The following is a 14,252-nucleotide window of genomic DNA, read 5'->3' as shown; positions in this document are numbered from 1 at the left end:
TAATCAAAATAAAGAAAAATCAGCAGTATTTATCTCGATTCCCGATAAATATTGCTGATTTTAAATTTTAGGCATCTAAGCCAATGATATCTTTAACATTTGTATAATTATTTTTAGTTAAATATTGAGCGATGCCTTTATTGATTTTTTTAGTTAAGCCGGGGCCTTCAATCACTAATGATGAATAAATTTGTATTAGGGAAGCACCATTGCGCATCATTTGAATGGCATCATCTGTGCTAAAGATACCACCTGTACCAATGATTAGAAATTGACCTTTTGTTTGTTGATATGCCCATTTGACAAGCTCTAAATTACGTTTGAATAATGGTCTACCACTCAAGCCGCCTTCTTCGTTTTTATTATCAGAAGATAAGCCTTCTCGACGTCGTGTTGTGTTCGCTAAAATCATTCCATCAAATGTTTCTGTGATTGAAGGTAATATATTTTTAAAATCATCTAAATTTAAATCTGAAGTTAATTTTAAATAGATAGGAACTTGAATATCTGTTTGAGCTTTAAATTCCTTTAATGCGTTGCAGAGCATTGTAAATTCATCTTTATCGTGGAAGCTTTGTAAATTTTCTGTGTTAGGTGAGCTGATATTTACGGTAAAAAAGTCAACATCTGCCTTAAATGTATCCATGACTTTGATATAGTCCTGATCACGTTCTTCATAAGGAGTTGTCTTATTAACACCTACATTTAAACCTACAGGAATAGAATAAGCATGACGGCGTATATTAAATAAAGCACGATTCATGCCGATATTATTAAAACCCATGCGGTTGATTAAGGCATCATCTTCGAGTAAACGATACATCCGTGGTTTCGGGTTACCATCTTGAGGTTTCGGTGTGATGCCACCAAGTTCTAAGGCTCCAAAACCAAGGTATTCTAAAGCTTTAGGCACTTCACATGATTTGTCGAAGCCAGGTGCTAGACCTACAGGATTGTCGTAAGTATTACCTTGGATCGTTTGTTTCAATGAGGGATCTTCGTACACGAAAAGTTTTTTGACAATAGGAAAGATAAATGGTGCTTTTTGTAAAAGTTTGAGCGCGTCAATAGTTAAACCATGGGCTTTTTCCGGCTCAATTTTAAATAACAGGGGTTTGATTAATTTGTACATAGTAATGCTCCTTTTTCATTGTATTTGAGGCTTTCTATCCTCAATTAATAGCATTGAAAATAACATTTTCTATAATAGACTAGCACTTTATGTTTGTTTTTCAAAGCCAAAATATAGAAGTTCAATACTTTGCCATGATTTTTTCAAATGTTTGATACATTATTAAAAAGAGAATAAAAAATGTATTTTTTACAATAAAAACTTCCAAATGAGGTAAAGTTAAATCGAAAGGGTATGACTTTATAGAGTAGTACGGTGATTGAGAAGGCACAAAAAAGGAAATAGGATATAAATGAAAGGAGTATGTATATGAATCAACAATGGATAGATCAATTACCTTTAGATAATATTCGAGATGTGGCACCTGTAAGTGGTGGGGATGTGAATGAGGCATTTAAAGTGACGACAAAAGATAGTACGTATTTCTTACTTGTACAACGCAATCGCGATCAATCATTTTATGCAGCTGAAATAGCAGGACTCAATGCTTTCGAAGCTGCAGACATTACAGCGCCACGTGTAATAGATAATGGCAGCATTAATGGAGATGCTTTTTTAATTTTGAGTTATTTAGATGAAGGGCGTACAGGGAGTCAGCGTGAATTAGGTCAATTAGTGGCTAAAATGCATAGTGAACAACAATCTAATGGCCAATTTGGGTTTGATTTACCTCATGAAGGTGGCGATATTTCATTTGACAATTCTTGGACGGATTCGTGGATAGAACTTTTTGTGGCACGTCGTATGGATCATTTACGTGACGAGCTCATGCACAAAGGATTATGGAATGAAGAAGAAGATAAGGTGTATCAACAAGTACGCATGGTGATGATTAATGAGTTAGAAGCACATCAAAGTAAGCCATCACTCTTACATGGAGATTTATGGGGTGGCAATTATATGTTTTTAACTGATGGACGTCCTGCGCTCTTTGATCCAGCACCGTTATATGGAGATAGAGAGTTCGATTTAGGCATCACAACAGTTTTCGGTGGTTTTACGGATGAATTTTATGATGAATATGCCAAACACTATCCTATGGCAAAAGGTGCAGAAAAACGGTTGAATTTTACAGATTATATTTATTTATGGTTCATTTATTAAAATTTGGTGGAATGTATGCGAATAGTGTGAATCGCTCAATGGCTGAAATATTAAAGTAGACAACTTCAACAATCAATGGCAATATCTATTTTAATTTGTAATTAATGATATTGTTGATATGTAAATGATATTGTTAAATTCATAGCGGATAATGAAAAAGAGACTCGGACATAATTATGTTTTAAGTTATGAACTCTATATTGGCAGTAGTTGACTGGATTAAAAATACGTTTATAGCAAGCTTTTTCAATCCTAGTCAACCTTGCCGGGGCGAGACTAAGAATTCATAATGAATTCTGTCCCGTCCCTTTCTTTAGCTTATCAGAGATATTTTTGTCTCAGATTTTTATTTTAGTATATTTTCAAGAATGAAAACTTAGTCTGTTTCATAATTTAAACACTGGACTATTATTGCCGTGCTTAGCCCCACATTTCACGTAAGACATTCGCAAAGCCTTCAGGTTTTTGTGCGTAACCTAAATGACCACCTGGAATATCAATGATGTCGATTCCGGTATGTTTAGAAATATAGAAGTTTACGTCTTGAGGGAATGAACCTTTTGAATCAGTGCCATTTAATAATGTAATAAGTTCTTTATGTTTGTTGAAATCTTCAATAGAAATATCGGATTCTGTATATTGTCGTATTTCATATTTAAACCAATTCATCATTTGTTCGAATACTTTTTTGCTTTCAGCATCATCTGATGATTGTGCAGGTTTAGACATATATTCAGCATCTAATTGGCTAATATGCAGCGTTTCACCAAATAATTTCATCGCTTGTGGCATACCTTCATTTATTGCAACATCAATGATTTTTGCATTTTTATCTTGCCAATATTTAGCATCTGGTAAGAAGGTGTTAATAGGAGGCTCGTGAAATGCAATACGTTTAACGATGTCAGGGTAATCTTTTAACACATGCATGGCAACAATTGAACCGGAACTTGAACCTAAAATGTAGACGGGTTCATTACTAAGTGATTTTGCTAATTCGGCAATATCTTGTGCGTCGCGTTTAATACGGTAGCGACTATTAGGATTAATTGCTTCATCAGGTAGAGGTTCTGTCAATTCACTTTCTCCATAACCACGACGATCAACAGCCACTATTGTGAAAGTATCTTTTAACTGTTGCGCGAGTGGCATAAAGATATCACCTGTACCATTTGCACCAGGTATCAAAATAAGTAAAGGACCGTTGCCCACTTTATGATAGCGTAATTTAGCACCTTGTAATTTTAATGTTTCCATATATAAACCCTCCAAATTAATCTATAGTTTTATATCTAATATAAATTATTCTATGCCTAATAATTTAGCACCATTTGTATAACTAATTTTCTCTTGTTCTTCTTTAGTTAAACCTAAATCACTTAAAAAAGTACCTAATTCTTCAGGTTCAACATATGGATAGTCCGCTGAATAGAGTATTCTGTCTACACCTAGTTCAGCTTTGACTAAATCAAATTGTGGTTTAGTTAGCATACCGCTTGGTGTAATATAGAAATTGTTTTTAAAATAATAGCTAATCGGATGTGCCAAATGCTCAGCAACTAGTATGGTATCCATGCGTTCTAAAAAGAAAGGAATAAACTCTCCCCAATGCCCGATAATGATATTTAAATTAGGATATCGGTCAAATATGCCAGATAGTACGAGATGAATGGCATGAATACCTACATCTACATGCCAGCCATATCCGAAACATGCAAATGTTGCTGCAGTGACCTCTGGATAGTTTCCTTTGTAGTAAGCTTGATAAACATCACTTTGTACAGGTGAAGGGTGTAGGTATATCGGTGCATTTAATTCTTCTGCTGCAGCGAACAGACCTTCGTACGCATCTTGATCTAAGAATCCGCCATTAGGGTGTCCCATTATAAGCGCACCTTTAAAGCCAAGTTCTGTTATACAACGTTTAAGTTCTTCAATTGCTGCTTCAGGTTCATTAATCGGTAATGTTGCAAAGCCAACAAAACGCTCAGGATATTGTTTAATATAATCTGCTAGGGTATCATTTGCTTGTTGACATAAATCAATAGCACGTTCTCCTTGTAAATTTGAAGTTGAACCATTGCCATACGATAAAACTTGCATTTGAACATCATGTTTATCCATAAAACCAATGCGTTTATCGTGATAAGACAGTTTATCGGCATCTGTGAAACCCGATTTTAGTGCAAGTCCGTCAAGCATCGTTTTTAGCGGTACACCATTTGGATCTGGTGACATATATTTCATTGTTTCTTGTTGAATATCCTCAATAACATAATGTTCTTCAAAATTAATGCTTTTCAATTTAAAAGCTTCCTATAAAAAATGATTAATTCTACCAGGGCATTGAGCCGTTGCTATCAATAAATGTACCAGTTGGACCATCTTTATCAATTGTTGCAAGTTTTACGATAGGAATAATCCCTTCTGAAGCAGGTTTTGCATTGTTACTAAAGTCTCCCACCAAATCAGTATTCGTTGAGCCAGGATCTGCTGCGTTAATTTGTATATGTGGAAGGCCTTTTGCATATTGCAATGTTATCATTGTCACCGCAGATTTAGATGAACAGTATGCTAAGGAGTTCACTTTTGATTCTTGTGTGTTTGGATTGGTTACCATACCAAATGAACCTAAACCGCTGCTAACATTGACTACGACAGGTTGTTCTGACTTTTCAAGGAGTGGGATAAAAGTATGCATCATACGTACAATGCCAAAGACATTTGTATTGTAGACTTGTTGCACGTCATTAACAGTTAAATCTGCAGGTTTTTTGAAGCCACCTGAAATTCCAGCATTGTTGATTAAAATATCTAGGCGTCCTTCTCTATCTTGAATTTGAAGATATGCTTGTTGAATGGAAATATCATCTGTAACATCAAGTTGGACGTACTTGACACCGAGTTCATCTGCAGCTTGTCGTCCACGTTCAGCATCGCGTGAACCTATATACACGTTGTAGCCTTTTTGTTGTAAAACTTTCGCTGTTTCAAAACCTAATCCTTTATTGCCGCCAGTGATTAATACAATTCTTTTCATTATTTTGTCACCTCGTTAGGTAAATATAATTTAATTAAGTTATCGCGAAATGTTTCGTTCGATAATTGTCGTTCAGATTTTTGAAATTCAAACGTTGTGGTTGTTAATGATTTTAAAAACATATCTGTTTTGAATATAGCCCATGATGTATCGTTGTAATCATAAAATAATTCAAAGTAAAATTGATTCAAATTTTTGAAAAAGTTACTATCACGGAATAATTTAGTGTTGTCGTTGCCTTCAATACAATTGAGTAAATCACTTTTATCCGTTTTAAAAGCTAAAAATATATCAAGTGAATATTGCATAATATCACGTGCTGACGTGTATTGTTGTTTAATGGTTAACATATCTTGCATAATATCATCAAAATCATGTTCAATGATGTGATAACATAAATCACCTTTATCTTTGAAATGGCGATAGAGTGTGCCCATACCGATATTTAATTCTTTAGCAATGCGATTCATACTGATATGTTCAACACCTTCTGCATTAAATAATTCAAGTGCCTTGGATTCTATACGCTGTCGATTTTTAAGTGCATCTTTACGCAATCATGTCACCTCATTAAAAATTTTTATTATTGACAAACGGATAACGCTCCGTTTATTATAAAGCGTATTAATTAGAAGTTCAATAATTTAGGTTTAAACGCATTGAATTTTAGAAAAGGGTGATGAGTATTGTCATTAAATAAAGAACAAAGACGCGTGACGAGCGCTGAACTTAAAGCACATTTTCATCAATCAACACTAACTATTGAAGCACTTGCACAGACATTAAATATTTCTGCAGCTGAAGTAAGAAATGTATTAGATATGCATGCACCCAATGGTATTTTTGGAAATAAATTACATACATTTATTCACTTAGTTTGGGATGTGCGTGATTTAATAAATGAAAATATAAGACAAAATGGTAACGAGCCAAAAGCATATTCATATTTAAAAGGTGAAAAAGAAGATTACTGGTTCTTACAGTAGGGAGATAAGTGATGAAGAAAAGTATTTTAGTTATTGGAGCTACAGGTAAACAAGGGAATGCTGTAGTCAAACAATTATTACATGAGGGCTGGCAAGTCCGTGCTTATACACGCAATAAACAAAATGACAAACTTACTACAATTAAACATAAAAACTTAGAAATTTTTGAAGGGGATTTGGGGAACCTAGATAGCTTAAAACAAGCGATGGAAGATCAATTTGGTGTCTATAGTGTGCAGCCAATTATACTCGATAATGTGACTGAAGAAATACGCCAAGGTAAAATGATAATTAATACAGCTTATCAACAAGGTATTGAACATATTATTTATAGTACAGCTGGCGGTGTGAATCGTAATCGTACGGGCCCTCATTTTGAAGCATTAGCACAGATTGAAAATGAACTTCAAAACAGTCCATTAAATTATACAATTATTAAGCCAGCTTTCTTTATGGATAATTTCTTGAGAATTATCACTGTAGAAGATGGAGTCATTTACATTCCAGAATTTATAAATAAAGCTGTTAAATTTGCGATGATTTCTTCTATTGATATTGCAAAAATTGCAGCACATATTTTTAAAAATACAAAACAGTTTAATCACCGTGCTATCGAGATTGCTTCAGATGAACGAACATTAGAAGAAGTTGTTAAAACATTTGCAACAGTGACTGGGAAGCCAGCACAAATTAAGGGTTCATATTCAAGTGGTACAGCTGAACGAGAATGGTTAGAAGACAAAGGGTACGAAATTGATTTCAATCAAATGGAGAATATAAATCCACAACAATTATCATTACAACAGTGGATAGATAAAGCTGGATTTTAAAATTTTAAAAATGAGGTGAAGTATATGATGCAATCAATGTGGTTTAATTTACATGTAAAAGACTTAAAACGTAGTGAGCAATTTTATGAAAATTTAGGATTTAAAATTAATAAAAATCCAGATATGTTAGATAAGATGGTAGGTATTTCAATTGGTGAAACGATTGTTATTCTGATTGAAAATAATCATTTCGAAAATATCACTCATGATAAAACTTTAGCGCAACCTAATGAAGTTATTATTTCTCTTGGTGTCAAGACAAATAGTGAAGTAGATGTATTAGTACAAAAGGTTGAACAAGCAGGTGGGACTATCATTGATAAACCAGGTTTCTATCAAGGTTATTATGGTGCAATGTTTGCAGATCCAGATGGTCATAAATATAATTTCTTAGTTTGTTAACAAAAAGAATGTATAGAGTAAAGTTTAAACAGTAATTTATAGATCATTAAAGTGATGATGTATATATGCGATAAAATAAAAGCAGTATAGATTGTTGATGTAACGGATTAAAATTAAAGCTTCTATTAGTAGTTTTGGTAGTTTAAATTGAATCATATGATAGCTTTTATACATAAGGCACCTCGTTCATTTAGTTTAGTGATATTTATTAAATGATACGAAAGGGCCTTATTTTTTAAAAGTATGTTGATGTGAAATTACATATAAATGCGACGTATTTATAGTGATACATCTGAGACGCCATCCCTAGGAACATGAAAGTAAAATATGTAGTGTTGAATATAAAAATGGGAGCGGTACTACGAATTCATAATAAATTCTGTCACGCTCCCATCATCTTAAGAGTTATGTCTCAGTTTGTATTTTATTATATTAGGTTTGCTATAGATTATTCATTCCCTATGATTCATTTTCTTGAATATTACCGTATTGTTCTCTGAGATTATATACTTTATCAGGTGTAACATCTTGGCCAAGAGGGTCTAGAACTTTCATAGTAGAAAATGTATGAAGGACTTGTCCTCTAATCATGGCTAAATAATCTTGTCTTAAAGCTTGTTGCTCTTGTTTTTCTTCTATACTAAGTGTTTGTACTTTTTCTTTGTTTGCTAATTGATTAATTCTTTCTAATAAATTGTTCATTATTTGTCCTCCTAATTTGTATGTGTTGTAAAATGTGGCACAATAAGATCTATTAAATCTTGCTCATTATTTGTGAATCTTAAAAAATATGATTTGTGTTCGTCCTCATATACTTTTACTAAAAACAACACTTATATTCTAAACGACATATGTTGTTTAGATATACTATACATGTGAAGGAAACAATGTGCAACTTTCATGCTTATATCATTTGTAGCTTAAACGACATATACCTAAAGGTGTTGTATAGCATTCGTAAATAAAATATAAAAGAACAGGTTGGGATAAAAATCTCAAAATAAAAGCACAAAGAGGATTTTTAATTAAAAAACTCTTTGCGCTTCTTCTATTTTCAATAATTCGCACGATTGTCTTGCTAAAGGATAGCTTCAGTCTTTTAGAAACGTTTATGTTCTTGACGCTTTTACTTAATTAAAGATGTGTGATGTGATGGAGTAGAAAAGGAAGATTCTTGTCAATAAAGTCGTCGGCAGAAAGTTGGCTTGTATCAAGCCAATGTCTAACAAGTCCACATAAGCCAGCAGTTAAAAAGCTTGCGCTACTAGCAAGAACATCAATGTCTTGCTGTGGATAACTGTTACGCAGCATAATCGTAAAAATATCTTCCAATTCATTATGAATGCGTTTATGCGCTTGATTACAAAATGTTTCACTGTTCATCTTGCATGAGTCCTGTACTTCAATCATGTATTGTGCGATAGTGATAAACAAATTGGAGATAACCGACGCATTAACAATTTCAGAAATCGTTAAAGCATCATTTAAATCTTTTAGAATCGTGACAGATAAAGTGTAATCTAAAATGTCATATTTATCGGTAAAATGAGCATAAAATGTGGCACGATTTACCGTTGCACGTTCGGTAATATCTTTTACAGTGATTTGAGACATCTTTTTCTCGCGAGACACTTGTTGAAAAGATTCTACTAGCAACTTTTTAGTACGTAAAATACGTGGATCAACTTTGGTTGTAGGCACATTTAGCACCTCCCTTGTCAAAAATAACTTTATACTAAATTATCATCTGAAAGTGGAGCGTTGTCAAAATTCAAGCTTATCGATTTTATTTCATCATATCTTTAATTTGTTGTGTAATATACCGTTTTTGTTCCTTCTCTGCAATAGCTTTTATTGTTTTATCGGATGCTTTAGGATGTTCTTTTTTATATGTGATTATTTTATTTTGAATAGCTTCTTTAGCCTTTTTTTGAGAATTCTTAGTTAGTTTTGATTGTTGTTTTTGTAATTTTTTAGCTTCTTGTGCATTAAGTACTACCCACGTATCATCTGGAACAGTCACAACTGATGTTTCTTTAATAAGTTCTTTATCTTCTTTACCAAAATCAAATAAATAGCGATAGTATTTATTTTTCCATACCCAATATTCTTTTGTATTTTTTAACGTAGCATTATCGTCATTAGATGTTTCATAATAAGCCTGTTTTTTAGTAGATACAGATATATCTTCTTTTGTAGTCTTTGGTTTAAAATGAGCCGTAGCTTTAGTATCATCTTTGTTATCTTTATATACCATGACATAATTGTTAGAATTGTTTCCAATTTCATTTGCTATAAGCATCTGTGCTGGTGATTTTGAATTCGCAGCTGAATAAATACGTTTTTCCGATTCGTGAATCGTTTCTTTTTGCATACCAAAATGATGTGTCATATTCGCTACAATACCTATGATTTGAACAACAAATAGGAAAGTAACTATTGAACCAATGATATAGCGACTTAACTTTTGAGGAATGAGTAACCATGATGCGAATAGAGCTATTGTTAAGATAATTAATATAATCATTTATTTTTCCTTACTTTCTGAATGATACATTTTTAAGAAAGGTACGATGATTAAACCAATCACTGCAAACGCAACACCGATTAAAAATGATGTATTAAAACCATCAATAGAGGCTTGTTGAGCATGTGCAGCATATTGAAGTGGATTAGCATCTTTTAAACTTTTTGTTGGCATATTATTGTTGATTATGTTTTGTGTTATAGATGTAAGTAATGCAACGGCAATTGAAGATGCCACTTGTCTCGCGGTGTTATTTGCAGCAGTACCATGTGTGCCCATTTTTGTCGGTAAAGCATCCATAGCATTTGTTGTTAAAGGCATCATCATTAATGCCACGCCAAACATTCTAATAGAGTAGAGCACTAATATAAGTGAAGGTGAAGTGGTATCTGATAAGAAGCCAAACGGTAAAGATGCTAATGTTAAAATTAAAAATCCTACAAATGTCAGACGCTTGATACCTATTTTATTATAAAGTGAGCCTGAAATTGGTGAGATAAAACCTAACATTAAGGCACCAGCAAGTAAGGTCAAACCAGATTCAAATGGTGAAAAACCATGAATATTTTGTAGGTACGTAGGCAACATCATTTCCACGCCATACATTGCCATTGTGACTACAATAAGGCCAATTGTTGCAATTACAAAACCTGAAGATTTAAAAACACGTAAATCTAAAAATGGGTCATCCAATTTAAACTGTCTGAAACCAAACCAAGCGATGATAATCAAGCTTAAAATGAGCGGTAAAATTACATAATTGAAACTACGCCATCCCTCTGTCGAAACATTGGAAAATCCCCATAAAAATAGCCCAAATCCTATACAAGATAAAATCAGTGATAATATGTCTAATTTAATCTTTCTATTTGGGATTACATCTTTCATAAAAAAGAAACTTAATATAAAGGCAATGGTGACAATGATGATTGGAAAAACAAAGATATTACGCCAAGAGTCACTAATTGTTAGACCTAAAATAACGTGGTCTTTATTTAAAATCCAACCTGCAAATGTGGGACCAAGTGCTGGAGCTAAACCAACTGCTAAACCACTAAGACCCATAGCACCACCACGTTTATTAGGTGGGAACATATTAATAATAATGATTTGCATTAAAGGTAACATCAAACCAACGGCAATGGCAGTAACAATGCGACCAGTTAAAAATATGTTCCATGAATCACTGTTGGAAGGTGCAATCGCAGTTAGAATTAAGCCTACTAAGAGAATGGCATATGCAATGACATGTAACCACTTAGTTGAAAAACGCGTAGCTAAGTAGGCTGACAAAGGGACCATGATACCGTTAGCTAATAGGAACCATGTAGTAGCTTGTTGTGCCGTACTAAAATCTATATCAAAATCCTTCATTAATGTTGGTAATGCTGTCCCTAGTGACGTTTGCATTAAAGCTCCCGCAAACGTCGCAAGTAATATAACAAACATTACCATAAATTTACTATAAGATTTACCGTGTTCATCTAAATCAAATTGAGTATTAATATTCTCTGACATAATATTCCTCCTTTAAAGTTACTGGATTAATGTAACAACTTTTTTAGAGAAAAAGGAGAACAAAATAAACTATATTGTATAAAATGACACACTGCGTCTTAAAATGTATTATATTGAATATAAAGAAAGGATGAGAATATGGCATATAATAGAAAAATAGAACAAACGCAACGTTTACTTAAAGAGGCACTGATAAAGTTATTGGGACAGCAAAATTTTGAGGAAATTACAGTTAATGACATTGTCTCAGAGGCATATGTTACAAGAAGTACTTTCTATAGATATTACGATGATAAATATGAATTACTCTCTGAAATCGAAAATCAAATCCTTCAATTTATTAGAAATGAAAGGGAGGTCGAGTTCTTGATGGACGACAAAACTGAAATTTTCGACACTGATAATATAATTAAATTATTCAACGCTTTAGATTGCTATAGTGAAGTATTAAGAGTACTTTTAACAAATGTAGGGGTTTTGAGTTTTAAAATGAAGATTAGAAAAATTGTGTCACAGCGACTCGATTTCTTAAATAAAATGTTTCAAAGTTCGAATGTTAGGTTAGAGTTAGGAAAGGAGTATCTGATAGCTATAATTATTCAAACTTTTGAATATTGGGCGCAATATAAAGATAAAGTAAGTGAAGAAGAAATTGCTCAAATGATTACAGCAGTTTATCATCAAGGTTTAATCAATGCATTGAATATAAATGTAAAGGAATTAAAAAGTGCTCAAATAAAAATTAAAAAGAGTGAAAATTAGAGCTATGCTATGATACCAACAATTATTATGACACTAATTACATAGTTCATAATTTAGGGGATGGAGAAGAGGGAAATCATGGCTGATAAGCTTCAGAGAGAGTTAAGTAATAGGCATATTCAATTAATTGCAATTGGTGGGGCAATTGGAACAGGTTTATTCTTGGGATCAGGTGAATCGGTTCACCTAGCAGGACCATCAATATTATTAACATACACTGTTGTAGGTTTTGTATTATTTATGTTTATGAGAGCAATGGGAGAAATGCTACTGTCGAATTTAGGTTTTAAATCGTTTGCTGATATTGCACATCATCATCTTGGTCCACTAGCTGGCTTTATGGTGGGGTGGACGTATTGGTTTACGTGGATCATCTCGGGAATGGCCGAAGTAACTGCAGTAGCAAAGTATGTACAATTCTGGTATCCACAAATTCCAAACTGGATTACTGCTGCTTTTACGATTTTAATACTTGTAACATTAAATTTATTCAGCGCTAAGTTGTTTGGTGAGCTGGAATTTTGGTTAGCTATTATTAAAGTGGTAACCATTGTTGCCTTGATTACTGTTGGAATTGTAATGGTGATTTTCGCTTTTAAAACGCCATATGGTACAGCTAACGTGACACATATTTGGAGTCATGGTGGTTTCTTTCCTAATGGTGCCTCTGGTTTCTTTATGTCATTCCAAATGGCAATCTTTTCATTCATTGGTATTGAATTGATTGGTATTACTGCGGGAGAAACACAAAATCCACATAAAACGATTCCACAAGCGATTAATAATGTGCCACTTAGAATATTATTATTTTATATTGGCTCTTTAGCAGTGATTATGGCGGTTGTTCCTTGGGATAAACTTAACCCGGCAGATAGCCCTTATGTTAAGGTATTTGGTTTGGTTGGTATACCTTTTGCTGCAGGAATCATAAATTTTGTTGTATTAACAGCTGCTGCATCATCTTGTAATAGCGGAATATTTGCAAATAGTAGAACGATGTTTGGCTTATCTGGACGCAAACAGGCACCACCATTTTTACATAAGACGAATCGTAATGGTGTGCCATATTATGCCATCCTCATTACATGTGGCTTGCTTAGCATCTCTGTTATTTTAAATTATATTTATAAAGATGCGACCAAAGTGTTTGTGTCAATCACGACTTTCTCTACGATTTTAAATATTATTATATGGGCGATTATAGTGATGTCTTATTTAGGTTTCTTAAAGCATAACCCAGAGTTGCATAAGCAAAGTAATTATAAAATGCCAGGCGGAAAATTTATGGCTACTGGAATACTCATATTTTTCGCATTTATTTTTATCGTTCTACTTATTAGCAACACAACACGTTGGGCAGTTTTATTATCCCCAGTTTGGTTGGGTATCCTATGCTTAATGTATCTACGCTATCGCAAAGAGACAAAAAAATCAGGAATACAATCCTAAAAAAGTCAAATATTAATACAACATACTTTAGCAAGACACTTGAAAGATTAGAATACCGGGGCCCCAACAAAGAGACTTTCGAAAAGAAAGCCAACGGACAACGCAAGTTGGGGTGGGGCCCCAACAAAGAGGCTTTCGAAAAGAAAGCCAACGGACAACGCAAGTTGGGGTGGCCCCAACAGAGAGAATTTCGACAAGAAATTCCACAAGCACAGCAAGTTGGGTGGCTAAAACGGTTCTATTAGCAAGCGAACCAACAATACGTAGCATTGTAAATAAAGAAGGGAGCGGGACTACGAATTCATAATGAATTCTGTCACGTTCCCTATTTTTTAGGAATAATATGCCATGTATTTCATAATAAGACGACGTCCCTCTTAATAATTGATGATTTCGTTATCTTGATAAAAATTCTGGTATATAAATGCATAAATTTGGCACTGTTTATGTCTATTTTGAAAATTTTTAAATTTAATATTCTGAAAATTCAGAACATGTGTTA

At 33.5% G+C, this 14,252-nt stretch carries 14 protein-coding genes and 1 pseudogene; 6 read left to right on the top strand and 9 right to left on the bottom strand.

Annotation, left to right across the window (positions count from 1 at the left end):
- Nucleotides 1-67 precede the first annotated feature (67 nt).
- Nucleotides 68-1,132 (bottom strand): quinone-dependent dihydroorotate dehydrogenase, encoded by a 1,065-nt coding sequence (locus tag CD041_RS09075; protein ID WP_002460533.1) that lies wholly within the window; start codon nucleotides 1,130-1,132, stop codon nucleotides 68-70.
- Nucleotides 1,133-1,441: 309 nt separating this feature from the next.
- Between CD041_RS09075 and CD041_RS09070 the strand changes: the two are divergent.
- Nucleotides 1,442-2,295 (top strand): annotated as a pseudogene (locus tag CD041_RS09070) (fructosamine kinase family protein).
- Between the two features lie 361 nt (nucleotides 2,296-2,656).
- Here the strand turns inward: CD041_RS09070 and CD041_RS09065 are convergent.
- Genes CD041_RS09065 through CD041_RS09050 form a run of 4 tightly spaced genes read right to left on the bottom strand, consistent with a single transcriptional unit; the run spans nucleotide 2,657 to nucleotide 5,833 of the window.
- Nucleotides 2,657-3,493, bottom strand: coding sequence for an alpha/beta fold hydrolase (locus CD041_RS09065; protein WP_070648349.1), 837 nt, complete (start codon nucleotides 3,491-3,493; stop codon nucleotides 2,657-2,659).
- Between the two features lie 45 nt (nucleotides 3,494-3,538).
- Nucleotides 3,539-4,540 (bottom strand): amidohydrolase family protein, encoded by a 1,002-nt coding sequence (locus CD041_RS09060; protein ID WP_080606496.1) that lies wholly within the window; start codon nucleotides 4,538-4,540, stop codon nucleotides 3,539-3,541.
- Nucleotides 4,541-4,571: 31 nt separating this feature from the next.
- Nucleotides 4,572-5,276, bottom strand: a complete 705-nt coding sequence (locus CD041_RS09055; RefSeq protein WP_070648346.1) for an SDR family NAD(P)-dependent oxidoreductase — start codon at nucleotides 5,274-5,276, stop codon at nucleotides 4,572-4,574.
- Nucleotides 5,276-5,833: a TetR/AcrR family transcriptional regulator gene (locus CD041_RS09050; protein ID WP_002460526.1), complete on the bottom strand. Its 558-nt coding sequence runs from the start codon at nucleotides 5,831-5,833 to the stop codon at nucleotides 5,276-5,278. Before CD041_RS09050 ends, CD041_RS09055 begins: the two co-directional genes overlap by 1 nt.
- Nucleotides 5,834-5,962: 129 nt before the next feature.
- On the opposite strand from CD041_RS09050, the gene CD041_RS09045 reads away from it, so the two are divergent.
- From CD041_RS09045 to CD041_RS09035, 3 genes are read left to right on the top strand one after another with little or no spacing between them, the layout of a single operon-like run.
- A complete protein-coding gene (locus tag CD041_RS09045; protein WP_002478574.1) occupies nucleotides 5,963-6,262 on the top strand; it encodes a DUF2316 family protein in 300 nt (99 codons plus the stop codon).
- Nucleotides 6,263-6,273: 11 nt separating this feature from the next.
- Nucleotides 6,274-7,092 carry an NmrA/HSCARG family protein gene (locus CD041_RS09040; RefSeq protein WP_002478575.1) on the top strand — a complete coding sequence of 273 codons (819 nt, stop codon included), beginning with the start codon at nucleotides 6,274-6,276 and terminating at the stop codon, nucleotides 7,090-7,092.
- Nucleotides 7,093-7,116: 24 nt separating this feature from the next.
- Nucleotides 7,117-7,494, top strand: a complete 378-nt coding sequence (locus CD041_RS09035; RefSeq protein ID WP_002478576.1) for a VOC family protein — start codon at nucleotides 7,117-7,119, stop codon at nucleotides 7,492-7,494.
- Between the two features lie 459 nt (nucleotides 7,495-7,953).
- Here the strand turns inward: CD041_RS09035 and CD041_RS09030 are convergent, their stop codons facing one another.
- From CD041_RS09030 to CD041_RS09015, 4 genes are all read right to left on the bottom strand, one after another.
- Nucleotides 7,954-8,196 carry a DUF896 domain-containing protein gene (locus tag CD041_RS09030; protein WP_080606497.1) on the bottom strand — a complete coding sequence of 81 codons (243 nt, stop codon included), beginning with the start codon at nucleotides 8,194-8,196 and terminating at the stop codon, nucleotides 7,954-7,956.
- A gap of 432 nt (nucleotides 8,197-8,628) precedes the next feature.
- On the bottom strand, nucleotides 8,629-9,195 hold the full coding sequence (locus tag CD041_RS09025; RefSeq protein ID WP_002460519.1) for a TetR/AcrR family transcriptional regulator: 567 nt from the start codon (nucleotides 9,193-9,195) through the stop codon (nucleotides 8,629-8,631).
- A gap of 85 nt (nucleotides 9,196-9,280) precedes the next feature.
- Nucleotides 9,281-10,021: a DUF4811 domain-containing protein gene (locus tag CD041_RS09020; RefSeq protein ID WP_070648344.1), complete on the bottom strand. Its 741-nt coding sequence runs from the start codon at nucleotides 10,019-10,021 to the stop codon at nucleotides 9,281-9,283.
- Nucleotides 10,022-11,539 (bottom strand): MDR family MFS transporter, encoded by a 1,518-nt coding sequence (locus CD041_RS09015; RefSeq protein ID WP_080606498.1) that lies wholly within the window; start codon nucleotides 11,537-11,539, stop codon nucleotides 10,022-10,024. It abuts the gene before it with no gap.
- Between the two features lie 138 nt (nucleotides 11,540-11,677).
- Between CD041_RS09015 and CD041_RS09010 the strand changes: the two genes are divergently transcribed.
- Nucleotides 11,678-12,301 carry a TetR/AcrR family transcriptional regulator gene (locus CD041_RS09010; RefSeq protein WP_080606499.1) on the top strand — a complete coding sequence of 208 codons (624 nt, stop codon included), beginning with the start codon at nucleotides 11,678-11,680 and terminating at the stop codon, nucleotides 12,299-12,301.
- Between the two features lie 78 nt (nucleotides 12,302-12,379).
- Complete coding sequence (locus tag CD041_RS09005; RefSeq protein WP_002492546.1) at nucleotides 12,380-13,750, top strand: amino acid permease; 1,371 nt, start codon at nucleotides 12,380-12,382, stop codon at nucleotides 13,748-13,750.
- Nucleotides 13,751-14,252 lie beyond the last annotated feature (502 nt).

Origin of the sequence: Staphylococcus lugdunensis (assembly GCF_002901705.1) — a bacterium.
Lineage (GTDB): Bacteria > Bacillota > Bacilli > Staphylococcales > Staphylococcaceae > Staphylococcus > Staphylococcus lugdunensis.
The sequence above is the reverse complement of the archived record's forward strand: the minus strand, read 5'-3'. Positions and strand labels throughout refer to the sequence as shown.